The organism is Flectobacillus rivi (assembly GCF_030056655.1).
Classification (GTDB): domain Bacteria; phylum Bacteroidota; class Bacteroidia; order Cytophagales; family Spirosomataceae; genus Flectobacillus; species Flectobacillus rivi.
The window spans coordinates 177539-195482 of the sequence record NZ_JASHIE010000001.1 but is presented as its reverse complement, the minus strand read 5'-3'; the positions used below and the strand labels follow the sequence as shown (position 1 = coordinate 195482).

General features: G+C 38.9%; 12 protein-coding genes. 2 read left to right on the top strand and 10 right to left on the bottom strand.

What is annotated here, in order from left to right; all coding sequences use genetic code 11:
- Positions 1-228 precede the first annotated feature (228 nt).
- From QM481_RS00755 to miaB, 3 genes are all read right to left on the bottom strand, one after another.
- Positions 229-750, bottom strand: coding sequence for an LptE family protein (locus tag QM481_RS00755; protein ID WP_283380263.1), 522 nt, complete (start codon positions 748-750; stop codon positions 229-231).
- Positions 731-2101 (bottom strand): sigma 54-interacting transcriptional regulator, encoded by a 1371-nt coding sequence (locus QM481_RS00750; protein ID WP_283380262.1) that lies wholly within the window; start codon positions 2099-2101, stop codon positions 731-733. The genes QM481_RS00755 and QM481_RS00750 overlap by 20 nt, the downstream gene beginning before the upstream one ends.
- A 130-nt stretch (positions 2102-2231) precedes the next feature.
- Complete coding sequence (gene miaB / locus QM481_RS00745) at positions 2232-3650, bottom strand: tRNA (N6-isopentenyl adenosine(37)-C2)-methylthiotransferase MiaB (RefSeq protein WP_166549424.1); 1419 nt, start codon at positions 3648-3650, stop codon at positions 2232-2234.
- A 556-nt stretch (positions 3651-4206) separates the two neighbouring features.
- Between miaB and QM481_RS00740 the strand changes: the two genes are divergently transcribed.
- Positions 4207-6114, top strand: a complete 1908-nt coding sequence (locus QM481_RS00740; protein WP_283380261.1) for an AAA domain-containing protein — start codon at positions 4207-4209, stop codon at positions 6112-6114.
- 196 nt (positions 6115-6310) lie between these two features.
- On the opposite strand, the gene QM481_RS00735 is transcribed toward QM481_RS00740, so the two are convergent.
- From QM481_RS00735 to QM481_RS00710, 6 genes are all read right to left on the bottom strand, one after another.
- Positions 6311-6739, bottom strand: coding sequence for a hypothetical protein (locus QM481_RS00735; RefSeq protein WP_283380260.1), 429 nt, complete (start codon positions 6737-6739; stop codon positions 6311-6313).
- 21 nt (positions 6740-6760) lie between these two features.
- The gene (locus tag QM481_RS00730) at positions 6761-7189 is read right to left on the bottom strand and encodes a hypothetical protein (protein ID WP_283380259.1); all 429 of its coding nucleotides are present in this window, start codon (positions 7187-7189) and stop codon (positions 6761-6763) included.
- 203 nt (positions 7190-7392) lie between these two features.
- Complete coding sequence (locus QM481_RS00725) at positions 7393-8811, bottom strand: DUF2231 domain-containing protein (RefSeq protein WP_283380258.1); 1419 nt, start codon at positions 8809-8811, stop codon at positions 7393-7395.
- Positions 8763-9872, bottom strand: coding sequence for a twin-arginine translocation signal domain-containing protein (locus QM481_RS00720; RefSeq protein WP_283380257.1), 1110 nt, complete (start codon positions 9870-9872; stop codon positions 8763-8765). The genes QM481_RS00725 and QM481_RS00720 overlap by 49 nt, the downstream gene beginning before the upstream one ends.
- 26 nt (positions 9873-9898) lie before the next feature.
- The gene (locus QM481_RS00715) at positions 9899-11404 is read right to left on the bottom strand and encodes a DUF1501 domain-containing protein (RefSeq protein ID WP_283380256.1); all 1506 of its coding nucleotides are present in this window, start codon (positions 11402-11404) and stop codon (positions 9899-9901) included.
- A 143-nt stretch (positions 11405-11547) separates the two neighbouring features.
- A complete protein-coding gene (locus QM481_RS00710; RefSeq protein ID WP_283380255.1) occupies positions 11548-14769 on the bottom strand; it encodes a DUF1553 domain-containing protein in 3222 nt (1073 codons plus the stop codon).
- A gap of 303 nt (positions 14770-15072) precedes the next feature.
- On the opposite strand from QM481_RS00710, the gene QM481_RS00705 reads away from it, so the two are divergent.
- Entirely contained in the window at positions 15073-15198 is a 126-nt protein-coding gene (locus tag QM481_RS00705) for a hypothetical protein (RefSeq protein WP_283380254.1), read from the top strand.
- A gap of 86 nt (positions 15199-15284) precedes the next feature.
- Here the strand turns inward: QM481_RS00705 and QM481_RS00700 are convergent, their stop codons facing one another.
- A complete protein-coding gene (locus QM481_RS00700) occupies positions 15285-17855 on the bottom strand; it encodes a phosphatidylglycerol lysyltransferase domain-containing protein (protein WP_283380253.1) in 2571 nt (856 codons plus the stop codon).
- Between the last annotated feature and the right edge of the window lie 89 nt (positions 17856-17944).

Here is a 17944-nt window from a genome sequence, read left to right as displayed (position 1 = left end):
CAAAAAGTAACCGCAGCGGCGGCCGCAAAAAATTCAAGAATTTATAAACTCGCTTCGCTCAAACAGTATAAATTCATTGCTGACGCGAGCAAGTTTATGAAAGTTTAAACAGCTTCTATAATATAAGAGAAGCTTACACTTCCGAAATCCAATATCAGATATCCGAAATAAACAGTTTTACTTAGCTCAACCCTAATTCGCAACTCCCAACTCATCACTCAAAAGCTCTTACCACTCACCAGCGGTTTTGTTGAAAATATCTAAAACAATTTGGTCAAATATCTTTGGGATTAATTCCTTTTCTACCGCTGCAACGGTTTGATTTTGAGGGAAATCCTGATAGAAAGAAAACTCTTGGTCAAAGTTTTTATTCTCGTCTTTTGCATTGGTAAACTTCACTTGAACCCTGATTGTGAGGCGGTTTAGTCCCCCTTTATCGGATGAGCTAGTAGCTTTGGCCTCAACATCATACCCCGTAATACTTCCTTCAAACATCAAATCTGGATTGATATTCGCAATTTTCAATGAAGTATTTCTTTGAAAGTATTCTTTCATTTTTTCATTGAAAGTCAAGGTTAAGTTGGTTGGTCCACCCGCTGCCTGTGTGGTAAAGTTTTGAATTTGAATGGTTTTCAAATTAGGGTCTAAACTAGCCCCACGAAAAGTATAGCAAGCTTGAAGTAAGCTTGTGATTCCTACAAAAAGTAATATACCAGAAATTTTCCAGAGATTATTCTTCTTCGATGTCATATTGCTTGATTTTGCGATAAAGCGTTCTTTCAGAAATACCCAAATCCTGAGCAGCGTATTTACGTTTGTTTTTATTTTTCCGCAAGGCTCTGATAATCATATCTTTCTCTTGTTTTTCTAAAGATAAAGATACTTCCTCTGCCACATGAGTAATATCGTAAACATCGTTGGCTGTATTGTTATCGTCGAGCGAAATAATTTTTAATTCATTATCGCTTGGCGAAACATTAACATTTTGATAATTGGGCTGCTCGTAATTGGGCGTACTAGGTGGCAAAATACGGCTTGGATTCATTTCTGGCGCTTGATAACTATGTCCATAATTGGTAGGAATCGTTTCGCCTTCCAAACCTTGGAAAAGGGTTTCATGTCCTTTGAGAATGTCGCCAGTCATTTCACCATTATTTTTGAGCACTTCCAAAAACATCTTTTTGAGTTCGGTCACATCGCGACGCATATCAAAGAGAATTTTATAGAGTAATTCTCGCTCATTAAAATTTTCTTTGTTCTGTGCTTCAAAATCTTTGCGAACGAGCCCATTACCTACTTGCTGACCACTATTCATTTGTAAATAATGGGTCAACTTGTTGGCATCCACAATACGATCATCAACTTCCAAAATGGAGATTTGATCAGCCAAGTTTTTCAACTGGCGGATATTGCCAGGAAACCTTTGTGACAACAAAATATTCTGAGCATCCTGAGTCAATTGGATAGGTTTGATGCGATACTTTTCAGCGAAATCCGTTGTGAATTTTCTGAAAAGTAACTCAATATCTAAACCTCTGTCACGCAATGGAGGCACAAAAATTGGAACGGTATTGAGACGGTAGTACAAGTCCTCACGGAATTTGCCACGCTCTACAGCCTGCATCAAATTGATGTTTGTGGCCGCTACAACTCTGACATTGGTACGCTGTACTTTGGATGAACCCACTTTAATAAATTCTCCATTTTCGAGTACACGTAACAAGCGAGCTTGAGTACCAAGAGGCATTTCGGCAATTTCGTCCAAGAAAATGGTACCGCCATCGGTCACTTCAAAGTAACCTTTACGAGCATCTACTGCACCAGTAAAAGCTCCTTTTTCATGACCAAATAATTCTGAATCAATCGTTCCTTCGGGTATCGCACCGCAGTTTACCGCAATAAACTGACCGTGTTTTCGTGCCGAAACATTATGTATAATTTTTGAGAATGATTCCTTTCCCGAACCACTTTCGCCTGTAATCAGCACGGTCATGTCGGTAGGAGCAACCTGTGCAGCTACTTCGATGGCATGGTTCAAGGCGGGAGAATTGCCAATTATACCAAATCGGGCTTTGATGGATTGTAATTCGGAATTAGTCATATATTTATAAGATTTGGATAGGTTGATTGAATCAAAGAATTGTGAATGAGTGAATTGTGAATGTTTTGTTCTATAAAAACAGTTCTCAACACCATTATTCACAATTCACTCATTCAGCATTCACAATTCTCTAAACCACCGCTTCTCCAATGAGGGTTGCTGCGGTACATTCTTTGATAAGAACGTTTACGTAGTCACCTTTTTGGAAGTTTAATTTAGGGAATACCACCACCTTATTTTGGTCGTTGCGTCCTTGTAAGAAATCGTCCGAACGTTTTGAGAAACCTTCTACCAATACTTTTTGAACCTTACCGATTGACATTTGGTTTCTTGCCAATGAGTGTTGTTGTTGAAGGGCAATGATTTCATTTAAACGGCGTTTTTTCACGTCTTCAGGAATATCATCTTCCAATTTTTTGGCAGCAGGCGTGCCTGGTCTTTCCGAATAAGCGAACATATAACCATAGTCATATTTGACATATTCCATAAGGCTCAAGGTATCTTTATGCTCATCTTCTGTTTCGGTACAGAAACCTGCAATAAGGTCATGTGAAATACCGCATTCTTCGCCCAAAATAGCACGAATCGCATCGATACGATTCAAATACCATTCACGGTCGTAAGTACGGTTCATGATTTTCAAGACTCTCGAGTTACCTGATTGGGCTGGCAAGTGAATATAGTTGCAGATGTTCTCATACTTTTTCATAGTATGCAATACTTCATCGGTAATATCTTTAGGGTGCGACGTAGAGAAACGAACACGTAGTTCTGGACTAATCAAAGCTACTCTTTCAAGCAATTGAGCAAAGTTGACTGTTTCAGCACCATCTTCAGATGACCATTTGTATGAGTCTACGTTTTGTCCTAAAAGCGTAACCTCCTTGAAGTTGTTGTCATGTAATTCTTGACATTCTTTTAAGATAGAATGTACATCACGTGAGCGTTCACGACCTCTTGTGAAAGGTACTACGCAGAATGAGCACATATTGTCGCAACCACGCATGATACTTACAAATGCTGTTACGCCATTCGAGTTTAGGCGTACTGGTGTAATGTCAGCGTAAGTTTCGTCACGAGAAAGGAATACATTGATGGCTTTTTGACCTTCGTCAACCTCACTGAAAAGGTTAGGTAAATCGCGATAAGAATCTGGACCAGCGACTACGTCAACGATTTTTTCTTCTTCCAAAAATTTCGTTTTCAAACGTTCCGCCATACAACCTAATACACCAACTACCACCTGAGGTTTTTTCTTTTTGAGTGGTGTAAAGTTTTTCAGACGATTTCTCACTTTTTGCTCCGCATTTTCACGAATGGCACAAGTGTTCAACAAGATTACATCAGCCTCTTCGTATTGGCTTGTAGTGGCATAGCCTTGTTCTTGCAAAATCGAAGTTACGATTTCACTATCCGAAAAGTTCATCTGACAGCCGTAACTCTCGATGTATAATTTCTTTTTACTTTCCTTGCCAGTTTCATCCACCGAAATGCGGGCTACTTCCAACGCTTCTTTGTCTTCGTCTTTGAGTATTTCTAAGCTTCTCATCTTTTGATTAAGAATAATATGATTCGAATAGGGTGTTGGGCGCAATCAGAATACTTTTGTTCCTAATTGACCGCCTCATTCGTTTTAATCTACAAATTTACTGATTTTTCTTGTCAATCCTGCCATTATGTCAGACTTTTGTGGAATTGTGCTATTTCTCGAGTTTATATCCTAGCATGTACCGATTTGACATGATAGTAAAATAGCCTTTTCCCAGTTTTAGTTCAACCTTAAGGTTTCATTTAAGAAATTTTAGGAAAATTTAAGCTTTTCATCATTCAATGATGTTGTCACAAGGAGTAAATGTTTTCTCGAAAATAAATTCTTGAGGAATCAATTATGGAATCTTAATACTCTGTACTAGGGCTGTACGAATGATTTCAAACTATTGCAGATTTGGGATTTCTGATTTCGGAAATAAAGTAAAATACCTTTGTTTTTTGCAAAATATAGAAGATTATACTTCCGAAATCCAACATCCGATATCCGAAATAAACAGTTTTTATTATCCTTCGTACAGTACTAACTCCGCACTCATCATTCATAACTTATTCTAATGTCATATTTTGAAAATTTAACATCCTTATTACAAATAGAGCGGGAAGAAGACCGCACACAGTACAAACAACTGACCGAAAGCACTAGCGTAAGCGAGCGCCGAGCTAATGGACTTACGTGGTATCCTGTGGCGATTCGTGGCACAGAACTGACCAAGGGTGATTATATCAGTGTTGAGTTGGAGCGTACAACGCATCATGATTTGGCACATTTGTTTCGTTTTGGTGTTCCTGCAACTTTGTTTAGTAATCATAATCCTTCGGATGATAGGATAGAAGGGTTGGTGTCCTATCAAGGTGGTAATAGATTGAAGTTAACGCTTAAAACTGATGAGCTGCCCGATTGGAGTCGCGATGGAAAGTTAGGGATAGATGTCCTTTTTGATGAAAATAGCTACGATGAAATGTTTGCGGCCTTGAAAGTAGCACAAGTACATCTCAATGATAGTAATTCGCCCAAAGCAAACTTGATAAAGGTGTTGACAGGGCAAGCCAAACCAACATTTGATGAATATATTCAGGCTAAACCGAGCATAAAATTAAACGAGTTCCAGAATAAGGCTTTAGCAAAAATCCTTCAAGCGCAAGACTTGGCAATTGTTCATGGACCTCCTGGTACTGGGAAAACCACTACCTTGGTAGAAGCCATTCAACAATTAGCTCAAAAAGACCAAGCACCTATTTTGGTGGTTGCACCAAGTAATGCAGCAGTAGATTTATTGAGTGAAAAGTTATCACTGGCAGGGCTCAATGTGTTGCGAGTGGGCAATCCTGCAAGAGTTTCGGATTCTTTGATGGCATTGACTTTGGACGCCAAAATGATGGATCATCCAGCCATCAAAGAAATCAAGCGCTTTAAGAAACAAGCGCAGGAGTTCAAAAATATGGCGCATAAATACAAGCGTAATTTTGGCAAAGCCGAGCGTGACCAACGTAAATTGCTATTTGAGGAAGCGCACAAAATCATGAAGGAGGTTGAGCGTACGGAGCAATACATGATTGATGATATATTGACCAAAACTCAAATTGTCACTGCAACGATGGTGGGCGCAAATCATTATACGGTCAGAAAATTGCAGTACAAAACCGTGGTCATCGACGAGGCTGGTCAGGCACTGGAGCCTGCTTGCTGGATTGCCATTTTGAAGGCACAGCGAGTGATATTGGCGGGCGACCACTGTCAACTGGCGCCAACCATCAAATCAAATGAGGCTTCGCAAAAAGGATTGAGTAAAACATTATTAGAAAAATCTGTCGAAATACATCCCGAATCTGTGGTGTTGTTACAAGAGCAATACCGTATGAATGAGTTGATTATGGGGTATTCCTCGCAAGTATTTTACCAAAATTTATTGAAAGCGCATGAGTCGGTCGCGCAAAGAACCTTGTTTGATGGAGAAATTGCCTTGAATTTTGTAGATACTGCGGGTTGTGGTTTTGAGGAAAAACTAATTGGAACCTCAACCATCAATCCAGAGGAGGCACAATTGTTGGTAAAGCATCTTACTCAATTAATAGATAGCTATAAAACTGAAAAACCAGATAGCGCTGCACCAAGTATTGCGGTGATTTCGCCTTATAAACAACAAGTGTTGGAGTTGCAACAATTGGTACAACATTCGGGGATTGAAGAACAGTTTTTAAAGAAAATCTCAGTCAATACCATAGATAGTTTTCAAGGGCAGGAGCGAGATATTGTGTATATCAGTATGGTGCGAAATAATGCAGAAGGAGAAATAGGATTCCTTTCCGATATTCGCAGAATGAATGTCGCAATGACTAGAGCCAAGAAAAAACTTGTGGTAATTGGCGATAGTGCCACCTTAGCACAATTTGATTTTTATGCTAAGTTTATCGAATATGCAGAAAATGCAGGGTCATATCTAAGTGCGTGGGAGTTTATGTGATTTTTTGACTACTTTCTGAAATTTTGTAAACGAAAATTCAACATTCTTTGGATTGAATGTTGTAAGCCAAAATAATAAGATAGCTGGTAAGAAATAAGAAACAATAGTAGTAATCATACAAGATAGTTAGTGATAGCAATTTCTATTCAAACTTACAAAAATAAGGCTTTACTTGTGCGCAAGTAAAGCCTTATTTTTATTTTACTCTTGAATATCTATAGGTTGCATTTGGACACTGGTATATTTCTAAGGTTTCTTCGCTTAACTTCTTGATTGACCATCCTTTACAAGTGGAGTTGAGGCATAAGGCATTAGGGCAAGGTGTACCAAAGTTAGAAAAGATAACCATATTGTTTTCTACTTTGTACTGACTTCCGATATAGCCACAACAATCGCCTTCCGAGCCTGGTCGTTTGTTAATAAGAAATTTTCCATCTGAAGTAAATTCAATATTGGGTAGTAGCATATACGATAGAATGACTTCCCATTTTTGAGTACTATCATTAAAAATCTCGTAGGTAGGTCGCCATTGACCAATAAGGTATTTAGGCTCAATGTCACTCTCGTTTTTACAAGAGATAAAAAGCAAGATAAATACGATTGAAATAATGATAAATGCTTTCATACGTAAATGTAGATATGATGCTTATTTTACTTTTTTATACCTCATGATTCCACCTTGGCATTGAGCCACTTCCATGATATCACCTTCTAGTTTTCTGACTGTCCAGCCATCGCAATTTAAAGCATAGCAGCTTACGTTTGGACATATCTTAAAGTCTGAAAAGGTTATTTTACCTGCTTTGTACGAATACTTATTGCCAATAAACCCACAGCAGTCTTGATCTCCTGCAGGTTTGTCGTTTTGAAGTACTTTTCCATCTGCTGTAAATTCGTAGGTTGGTAATGCGACCAGCGTTTGGATAGAATTCCACTTTTGGGTAGACTCGTCAAATAGTTCGTAAGTCGGTACCCATTTGCCTACTAAATTTTCCTGAACGCCGATAGACTGACCATCTTGTTTGCAACTTACTACCGCTAATGCCATCAAAATGGCTACAAATAATGTTCTCATAGTTTTAGAATGAATTTGGAATTGAATTTTAGATAAAGGAGGTTTATTTAAGTTGATAAATGTTGTGTTGTTAATTTGGACTTTACGAAAGTTTTCAAGCTATTTCCATATAAAAGAGTAATAGTACAGATAAAAGGTTGGAATGAGCAAAAAAAATACCCCGATAGTGCTAAACCATCGGGGTATCTATATAATGTCGGACTTTATTTACTGACAATTTTTAAGGCATGAGCGTTAGTATCATTACGCTGAGTCTCTAAAACTTTGGTTCTCCAAACATAGATATGTTGTAAAGATTTCAACTTTTTCAATTCATTGACTGTCAGATTACTTACCTGTGTTTCGTTGAGATTGAGGGAGTTTAAGTGTTGTAGTCCAGTCAAATCAGAGGCAATGCCATCGCTAATATTATTTTTTTCTAAACGCAATTTTTCAAGGTTTGACATCAAGGCAATACTCGACCCGACTTTGTTAGAAAGATTCAATTGATTGAGATTTAACCAAACAATATTTTTGGCAATAGGAGCGAGTAATGCCAAGTTGGGCGTTTCTTTTTTATTGATAAAACTTACATCCAACATCACTGGGGTATGATTCATGAAGCGGATATTAAAACCTCCATTAATGGCGTTTTGAACAGCTTTTTCATCTACCTTCTTTGGAATATCAGGATTGACAAAAGTTTGTATTTGGGTATTGTCTTGTGGTAAAATAGCTCCTGCAATACCCAATATCCCAGATGCCATTGCGGTCATTTTCTCATGATTAGGCACTGCCATAAAGCTCAAGTTTTCTGCTCCTTTGCCTTCGTCGAGCCACCATTTCAATAAAGCAATTTCGTCGGGCGTTAAGGCTGGTTTGCCGTCGGTAGGCATAAATTCCTTATGCTCAGAAGGCAAGGTTACTCGTCTGAATAGCTCACTTTTCGCCGAAGAACCTAGCACGATAGAAGGACCATTTTTGCCACCTTTCAATAAATCTTGATAACTTATGAGCAATAAATCGCCTTTCTTTTTGCCATGTTGATGGCATTGTTGGCATTTGTTTTCTAAAACTGGTAAAACCAAATCTTCAAATACTTTAGCCTCTTTTAAACTACTAGGTTTTACCTTTTGAGTAGTAGTCAATTGCTCTAAAATCAAATAATCAGTCCCATGCGTGAGGTTTCCGCCTTGATGCCCTGAATAGCTCAATAGGCACATTTGTGCCAATAATAGACCTGAAAAAGCTTTATCTGAAAGCTTAAAAATGCGTTGAGCAAATAGGCTTTTTAACCCATAAAAGATAAAGGAAACTACCGCCACACTAATACCTGTATATTTGTGATTTCGTAATGTTAGATAGTCATAATCACCAGTTTGTGATAAGAGCCATCCCATTACACAAGCGATTGTAGCTGATATACCTCCCAAAAGCAAAGTGAGTGGAACAGCAGGTTTCAGAAAAGCATATTTAGACTTATATGTTAAAAGGTCGAAAATAGCAGCGAGTACCAAAAAACCAATCGGCAAATGCACTACCAATGGGTGCATTCGTCCGAGGTAAGAAAAAATATCTATCAAAATCATTTGTATTAGACCGTTCGGGTTAGTTTGATTGGTGCGGTATGATTGGCGTTCCATTGACAAACGTAGATGTTTTCGTCTTCGTCGATGCAAACGTCATGCCCGTGGTTGAAAATAGGGTTGCTTGTCGCAAGCGTTGGAAGTAGCACACCATTCTGATACACAGGGGCATTACCTCCGGGGTTACTCACCACTTTATTATTTTTGTCTAATATCGTGACAAAGCCAGAATCGCCCCAATTTTGTTTTCCCTCTTTATCTTTACTCCAGCAAACGCCTGCATAAAGGTTTTCTTGATGAAATACCGCACGGCAAACATACATTCCTGGCAAATCTACTTTATACAAATATTTGCCCTCAAGTGTAAAGAATTTAAAGCAATTTTCTTCTCTGGACGAACAAACCACTTTGGGGTTGCGTGGGTCTCTGAGGTCGATAGATACGCCGTGTGCATTGACTAAATTATGCTCAGGGTTGGCGTTGTGTTTGCCTCCAAAATGACGAATATATTTTCCTTTGCTATCGTATTGAATAATATAATCGCTGCCATAGCCATCGGCTACATAAATATCGCCATTGGGAGCTACGGCGGTTTCGGTAGGCATAAAAGGCTCGTCGTCTTTGTATATGCCAATAGTGCGAGGATGCCCAATGGCAAACATCAGCCTTCCGTTGGTATCGGTTTTGATAACTTGCCCTGCTTGGCGATTCCATTGACCGTTACGGTCTTGGTACCAACCACAGTCTGTAATAATCAAAAAATCTTCTGAACCTTCTTTACTCAAACTCAAACCATGTGCCCCTGGAAATGCTAAAGTCCAGCTATCCAATAATTTGCCAGATTTGTCAAAAATCAAAATATTATTTGCCACGTGGTCGCCAACCATAATCAAGCGACCTTTTTGGTCTTGTATCATTTCATGACAGTTGAACAAGGGTGTACGATTGACCGTAAGTTTGGCCCATCCTTTGTCAACTTTATATCTAAAATTGTTGTGCCCAATGGTCAAATCGTCGGGTTTGGTATGAGCTAAAGCAGGCTGTTTAGCTGTAGCTAATACACCTACAGCAGCGGTCATACCTGTATTTTTAAGAAAATTTCTTCTATTATAATTCATAGTCTATAAAATGGATAAGCTTGGTTTTAGGCTAAAATATCTTTTACTACTTTTCCACTTAGGTCGGTCAATCTATACCTACGTCCTTGTGTTTTGAAGGTAAATCTTTCGTGGTCTATCCCAAGCAAGTGCATCAAAGTAGCCTGAAAATCGTGTACATGTACAGGGTCTTTGACGATATTATAACTAAAATCATCAGTTTCGCCGTAGCTTATTCCAGCTTTTACGCCTGCTCCGGCCATCCACATACTAAAGGCTCTGGGGTGATGGTCACGACCATAATTTTCAGGCGAAAGTTTTCCTTGCGAGTAAACCGTCCTTCCAAATTCTCCTCCCCAAATAACTAGTGTATCTTCTAATAAGCCCCTACGTTTGAGGTCGGTAATGAGGGCGGCACAGCCTTGGTCAACCTTCTGGCATTGGGTTTGAATCCCATTAGGCAAAGCAGCATGATGGTCCCAATCTTGGTGATAGAGCTGTACAAACTTGACATCTTTTTCTAGTAATTTTCTTGCCATGAGGCAGTTAGCTGCAAACGTACCTGCTTCTCGTGAATCTTTTCCATACAGTTCAAATACTTCGTCTGGTTCATCGCTCATGTCCATTACTTCGGGAATAGACGTTTGCATACGAAACGCCATTTCATATTGAGCCAATTTGGCATCTACTTCTGGGTCGCCATAATAATCAGCTTGAAGGCCGTTGAGTTTGTTCAAATAATTAAGCATCTCACGACGGTCGGCACCATCATAATTTTCGGGATTATTGAGGTACAAAACGGGGTCTTTGCCATTTCTAAATTGTACGCCTTGGTGTTTAGTTGGTAAAAAACCATTGCCCCAAAGACGAGCATACAAGGGTTGTCCACCGCCATTTTTTGTAACCAATACAATGAATGAGGGTAAATTTTGGTTATCAGAACCTAAGCCATAGCTCACCCAAGAGCCAATCGAGGGACGACCGGGCAATTGGTGTCCTGTTTGAAAAAACGTAATCGCCGGGTCGTGGTTGATATGCTCGGTGTACATCGACTTGATGATACACAGTTCATCTACGACTTTGGCTGTATGGGGCAACAATTCCGAAATCATGGTGTTGCTTTGCCCATGTGCATTGAATTTGTACAAAGAAGGAGCAATAGGAAAGCGGCTTTGGCTGGCACTCATGCCCGTCAAGCGTTGGCTACCTCGCACCGAATCGGGCAGGTCTTGCCCAAGCATTTTGTATAATTTGGGTTTGTAATCAAAAGTTTCAAATTGAGAAGGCCCGCCACTCATAAATAAATATACAACACGTTTGGCTTTTGGAGCAAAATGAGGTAAAGCTGCCAATATATCTTCTTCGATGCTCTGTGTGCCTGATTTTTTGGTAGAATTTGCCAACATACTAGAGCCAGCCCATAATCCACCAAGTGCCAAAGCACCAAGTCCTAATGATGTTTTGGTTAAAAAACGTCTTCTATCGTACTTCCGATTGAGTTCATCAAACTCGCCTCCATGTAGGCGAAATTCCTCATCATGCTGATGTGCCATCTGTTTAATTGTGAATTGGTGAGTTGTGAATGAGTGATTTTTTATATCGGATTTGGGATTTTTGATTTCGGATATATGATTTTATTTCATTGATAAATAAATTTTATTCCGAAATCCGTAATCCCAAATCCGCAATCCGATGATTATCTTTTAGTAATAGATGCGTCGGAGTTTAGAATGGTATTGGCAACAATGGTATTGGCCGCAATCCAATCTTGGTCTAAGCTACGGTCTATTCGATAAAGTCCTGTATTGAGCCAACTGTCTTTCTTTTTCGGATTTGCTTTAAACTTTTGATACAAAGCTTTTTGCTGTTGTAAAAGCAAGGTTAATTCTGCTGGAATTGGTTTACGACCCGTAATTTTCCTAAAAACATGCACTAATGCCGCAGGCGTATTGCCTTCTTTTACCATGTTTTGTCCCATCACTTTACACGCTTCAATAAAAGTAGGGTCGTTCATTAAAGTTAATGCCTGCAATGGTGTACTCGTTTTTTGTCGTCTTACGGTACAAGAAGCCCTCGCAGTGGCATCGAACGTCGCTAAAGTAGGATGTGGTACAGAACGCTTGATAAGCATATACAAACTTCTTTTGTAAATATCGTTTGTCGAGTCGGGTAAATACGTATCTCCATTGATAGCCCAAAGTCCTTCTGGCTGATACGGTTTGATGCTTTTTCCACCTATTTCATTTTTAAATAAACCACTTGCTACCAGTGCATTATCTCTTATCATTTCGGCGGTAAGGCGATTGGCTGGGCCACGTGCCATCAGTCGATTGTCGGGGTCGGTGGTGAGGAGTTCCTTACTGGCTTTTGAGCTTTGTCGATAAGTTGCTGAAAGAACAATTTTACGTAAAAGAGCTTTTACATTCCATTGATTTTCTCTAAAATCAACCGCCAAATAATCGAGTAAATCTTTATTGACGGGCAATTCTCCTTGGTTGCCAAAGTCTTCGGTGGTTTTAACAATACCAATGCCAAAAAGCATTTGCCAATAGCGATTTACCGCTACACGTGCCGTAAGTGGATGGTCTTCATCAACCAACCAATCGGCTAACCCAATGCGGTTTTTAACAAATTTTTCTTTAAATGGTAAAATGCTTTCAGGTGTATTCGGAAAAACTTTTTCGCCATGACTATCGTACAAGCCTCTTTCCAAAATATAGGCTTGTCGGGGTTTAGGCATTTCTTTCATAACCATGTACTCCCGAATTTTTTCAGCACTATCATTTTGAGCTTTACGATACGCTGTCATTTCTTTGAGCCATTGTTTGGCTGTAGGCGATTTTGCTGCTATAAAATAGCCTTTGAGCGCATTTTTTTCTACCTCATTCAAGGTATTAAATGGCTTTGAAAGCAGGGAATTCCATGTGGTTTTTTCGGCTAAAATACTGATTTCATGCGGCGTTAACAGACGATTGTATATTTTCAGTTCGTCCACTTTTCCATTTTTAAACCCTAAGCCTCTACCCCAAGCACCCACTTGCAAGGTAGGTTGTACTTTGTATAAATGGTCAAAAAATACAATATCTCTGGTGAGATTATCGGTCATTATATTAAGTGACATAGCTTGCCCATTAACATAAATTTTCGCTCCTTTTGCCAAAGATGAACCATCATAACTAATCGCCAAATGAATCCATTGGTTTTTGGGAACGTCGTTTTTGGTATGGACTATAATGGCATTGTCTGGGGCGGTACGAGCCAAATTAAATTCGAGTTTGTTGTTTTTTACCTGCAAATGATAGCCTCTAAAACCATACAAAAGCCCCGAAACACCCCGATGTAGGATGACTCCTTCTTTCAACTCCTTCGGAATATTTACCCAAATAGATACCGTAAAAGGCTCGTAGCGATGAAAAGCTCCAACGCCTTGCGTATCAAACCAAAGGTCGCCTTCCATCCAAAGTCCTTTACCGTATTTTCCTGCCACAAAAGTAGGTTTATCTTTATCGGTACCCCCTACATCTCTTGCCATTTTGGGCTGATGTTTTTTGTTGCGTAGGTTGACTAATGCGTCGTCGAAAGTATAATGCCCTTGTAAGGCAACAGTGTCAGGTTTATTTGTTAAATCTTTTTGGTATTGTCCGCTGTTAATCCATTGATTAAACTCTGCATTGATTTTAGCTGGATAACTTGGGTTTTGTTCTACAGCCTTTAGTTTTGTTTGAATGTATTTGATAATTTGCTGTTGTTTGGCGGTAGGTAATTGCAAGGTTGGTACAGGCAAGGCATCATCCCAAGAAATTTGTCCAGCTTCGTTTACATTATTGAAGAAGCTGAATAATTGGTAGTAGTTTTTCTGCGAAAGAGGGTCGTATTTATGGTCATGGCATTTAGAACATTCGAGGGTCATGCCCAAAAAGGCTGTTCCAAGCGTATTGGTTCTGTCCACGACGTATTCCACTCGAAATTCTTCCTCAACAATACCTCCTTCCATATTTTGCTGGTGATTGCGTAAAAATCCTGTAGCAATTTTTTGGTCTAAAGTAGCATTAGGCAACAAATCTCCTGCCAATTGATATTTGATGAACTGGTCATAAGGCAAATTTTGGTTAAATGCCTTAATTACCCAATCCCGAAACGGACTCATATCTCGCACTCTATCAACCGTATAGCCATGTGAGTCGGCAAAACGAGAAACATCCATCCAATCGGTTGCTAGTTTTTCACCATAATGCTGAGAAGCAAGCAATTTATCAACTACTTTTTCGTAGGCATTGGGCGATTTATCTGCTAAAAAAGCATCAATATCGGCAAGGCTCGGTGGCAAGCCCGTCAAGTCTAAATAAACCCTACGAATAAGGGTTTCTTTATCGGCTTCTGGTTGCGGTTTGATTTTCTTGGCTTCGAGTTTGGCTAAAACAAAATTATCGATTTCATTTTTTATCCAATCACTTCCTTCAACCGAAGGTACACGAGGTTTTTCGGGTTTTTCAAATGCCCAATGTGCTTTGTATTCAGCCCCATCTTTAATCCATTTGATTAAAACGGCTTTTTCTTTATTGCTTAAAGAAAGGTGAGATTCGGGCGTAGGCATGATTTCTTTGGGATTCGCCGTAAGAATACGACGCACCAATTCGCTATCGTCGAGGTCGCCTGGGTCGATGGCTACTTTGCCCGGGTTTTCGGGTAAATCTCCGTAGGCAGCTTCGGCGAGGTCGAGGCGTAAACCTGCCTTTTGTTTCTTTTTATCAGGGCCATGACAGGCAAAGCACTTATCCGAAAGGATAGGCTTTACATCCATGTTGTAATCAAGTTCATCAGGTAATTGAGCGATTTCCTCCTTTAACTCTTCTGGCACGTTGTTACGACAAGAGGAAAGGACAAATAGCGGAATAAATAAAAGAAGAAGTTTCTTCATCTGACACTAGGTTTATTCATAAGTATAGTACAATTACTTGTACCTTGTCGATAAAAAGTTGGATGAAATCAATTATACTCAATGACAAGGGATGATAGGATAAAATGCTACAGGCATTGGCTAATTTTCCACAAAAAGATGGGGGAGGAGGTATTTAAAAATGTGATATTTAGGAAGAGAGATTACTAGTTCAAGATTTAGTCTTGAACTATTTTATACAGTTTCTAAACTGAGGCAAAAGCTAGTCCGAGACTTAGTCTCGGACTAGATAATTCCGAAATCAAAATTCAGCATTAGTACTTTATGAAGGTTTTTATCTTGTTCAACAGAGTTCTTATTCATAGTTTTTTGGGTGTAGGTGCAACCCTTGCGGTTGCCATTTTGAATGCGGTAACTGCAAGAGTTACCACTACACCAATTTTATTTTAATGACAAAGCTCAACCTTCGTACAGTACTAATCCCAAATCTGCAATAGTTCGAAATCCTTCACACAGTCCTGATTCACCATTAATACCTATGGTTTCATGACTTTACCTAAAGCCATAGGAAGGCTAATCAAATCATAATGATTTTCGTAGGCCAAATACTTATTGACCCAAGTTGGATTAAACTTATCTTTAAAATCTCTCAATCCATGATAATGACGAAACTGCTGAAGTTTTTCGTAGGCAAATTTTACCGTCCATTCTGGAAAATCCTTGGGCTGATCAATGCCCGACATAGGAGCTACACCCATATTAAGGGCGCTCAACCCTTGTTCCTTTAACTGGGAAATAAGAGCAATAATCAGCGCATCCATCGAGCCAGAGGGTGCATCTTCGGTTTTTCTAACCAAGTCATACGTTCCTTCATTGGGAGTGTAATCGGGAATGATATTCAAGAATGAAACAATTTTTTCATCACTATTTTCAATGGTAATGATAGTTTGATTTTTCAATTCATTCCAATTAAACATGCCTTGGGAAAAAACCATTTCTTTTCGGTCTAAAGAACGTAGCCAGTCATCTGAAACGTGTTTTAGTTTTTGTAAAAGCCCGTCCTTAATGGGTGCTTGGTGAATGACCGTTTTAAAACCCTTTTTTTCCAAAGCATTCAAGGCATTTCTTAACGACTTTTTGTCTTTTCCTTCCAACGTGAAAGTCTGTAAGTTTACAATCGCTTCCTGACCTATTGGTAATGATTTTTTACCAAAAGATTCAAAAAGAGGCAGTTTGCTTTCATCTATTTTGTAATAAGCCGTTTTTAGGCTATTTCTTTTACAAAAAACTTCAAATTCATGAATCAACTTTCGCATGCTTTCAGTTGAATTTTCGCATACAGGCTCGCCCAAAGCAATCGCAAAACCAGAGGCGATTTTGTAAGCAATAAATCCTTCGATTTTAGTGCCGAAAAAGAACGTTTTATCAGCATCCACCTTGAAATGATCGTCGGCTGTGTGACCATACTTAGCTAATAACTCAAGTGCTTTCGCCTGTTCTTCTTCATCTGAAGAATAGCGGAAAATATAAGGTTTGACAAAAGCATAAATCAACAAACCCAACGACAAACTTCCCAACAAATTGATAGAATGAATAAAGCCTTTGGCAAAACGAGTGAGAGGAGCAACTGTAGTTTCGAGTAGAAAAAAGCTTCTTACACTATTTTCAATAGAATTACTCAAGGAAAAGTCGATGCCAAATTCTTTTTTATCCAAAAAGTAAAAGCCAATTACCCCATACACCAATACCATGGCTAAAACTGAACTTGCTAACAAAATGCCAAAGTTTTGAAGTTTTCGGTCACTTTTAACATAATATTGTTTGCGAGTAATCACTAAAACAATCATTGTAAAAAGCGCTAGGGTAGCTTCTTCGTAATCGATAGCTTTGGTTAAATGTCCGACAAAAGAAATAAGGCTCAAGGTTAGTGCTAAAAACCATGCATTTCGCAATCCCCTTATCAAAAATGCTGCACATACCAACAGCGATATACCTGACATAAGTACGGCCAGATTGGATAAATGCACAGTGGCAATGGGGATAAAATCTTCCAATAATTTGAGACGCTCGACTAGGGGAGGAGTCAAAACAGATATGATATTGACCAAACCTAACAGCGCCAAAAGTATGGCTGGAAGCAACCGAAGTAGTATGTTGCCTCGATTGAATAAAAAACTACCAATCCCTGCAATGAGAGGTGTCCAAAACTCAAACACACGGTAAAGGATGGTGATAGAAATAGCTTGAGTTTCACTGAATCCATAAGAAGTTATCAATAAAATCATGGAAACTTCTACGGCTCCCAAACCTCTTAAAAATGGTGAAATAACATAAAAAAGGGTAGCTATCACGTAGCCCGCAATACAACTTTCGAGGCTGGCAGACAAGCCAAGGGCTTTCATGGCGATACCAAGATGAAGCATTCCTGTGATTTCTATGCCTATCGAAAATAGTAAAACTAAGAGTATTTCTTTTACTGAAAAATTCCCCACATTGATTTCTTCTGCCAACATTTCAAACTGTGGGTTGATCTTAATTAACTGTTTGAAAACCCATCCTTTTTCAAGAAAAGACCATGTAGCCCATACCAATAAAACCACTATTCCAACAATCCCCGCAAAGGCTATCCACGAACTAGCCGAGGAACTACGAACTATTGCTAGATATACCAAAACGGGAAATGCCACAAATGCAAGCGAGGCGATTCCTATAACAGCATAGATATAGGAAGCAAAATTAATTCGAGTTTTACTAATTCCTTTTCTTTCAATTTCTTGGTTGAAAAAAGCTAAAGAAGTAACACCTCCTCCAGGTAAAAACACACTGATAAGGTTGCGTTTAAGAAATAGTTTTACCCCATCTTTTATAGAGATGGCGCTATGTACTGCTCGAAAAGCATATACATACATTAAACCGTTGAGAAGAATATAGAAACCAGTTACTAATAAGCCTATAAGGAAGTAATTTGGGTCAGCATTTTTTAATACAGCAATAGACTGCACAATGTCTGATTGTTGTTGTCTGAAGAAATAGATTGCCAGTAATAAAAACAAAAAAGCAAGAATTTCTTTTAAATAGTAGTTTCGAGATTTAAGGAGGTTTTTCATATAGTTATTAGATTTTTTGACGGACTAAAAAATATATTTTTTAGGATAAAATACTTGATTTTGAACTATTTGCAACTTTTATATCTTCG

Bases quoted from the DNA above. Each gene is read 5' to 3' on its own strand.
- QM481_RS00755 (WP_283380263.1), bottom strand. From the start codon at position 750: ATGACATCGAAGAAGAATAATCTCTGGAAAATTTCTGGTATATTACTT.
- QM481_RS00750 (WP_283380262.1), bottom strand. From the start codon at position 2,101: ATGACTAATTCCGAATTACAATCCATCAAAGCCCGATTTGGTATAATT.
- miaB (WP_166549424.1), bottom strand. From the start codon at position 3,650: ATGAGAAGCTTAGAAATACTCAAAGACGAAGACAAAGAAGCGTTGGAA.
- QM481_RS00740 (WP_283380261.1), top strand. From the start codon at position 4,207: ATGTCATATTTTGAAAATTTAACATCCTTATTACAAATAGAGCGGGAA.
- QM481_RS00735 (WP_283380260.1), bottom strand. From the start codon at position 6,739: ATGAAAGCATTTATCATTATTTCAATCGTATTTATCTTGCTTTTTATC.
- QM481_RS00730 (WP_283380259.1), bottom strand. From the start codon at position 7,189: ATGAGAACATTATTTGTAGCCATTTTGATGGCATTAGCGGTAGTAAGT.
- QM481_RS00725 (WP_283380258.1), bottom strand. From the start codon at position 8,811: ATGGAACGCCAATCATACCGCACCAATCAAACTAACCCGAACGGTCTA.
- QM481_RS00720 (WP_283380257.1), bottom strand. From the start codon at position 9,872: ATGAATTATAATAGAAGAAATTTTCTTAAAAATACAGGTATGACCGCT.
- QM481_RS00715 (WP_283380256.1), bottom strand. From the start codon at position 11,404: ATGGCACATCAGCATGATGAGGAATTTCGCCTACATGGAGGCGAGTTT.
- QM481_RS00710 (WP_283380255.1), bottom strand. From the start codon at position 14,769: ATGAAGAAACTTCTTCTTTTATTTATTCCGCTATTTGTCCTTTCCTCT.
- QM481_RS00705 (WP_283380254.1), top strand. From the start codon at position 15,073: ATGAAGGTTTTTATCTTGTTCAACAGAGTTCTTATTCATAGTTTTTTG.
- QM481_RS00700 (WP_283380253.1), bottom strand. From the start codon at position 17,855: ATGAAAAACCTCCTTAAATCTCGAAACTACTATTTAAAAGAAATTCTT.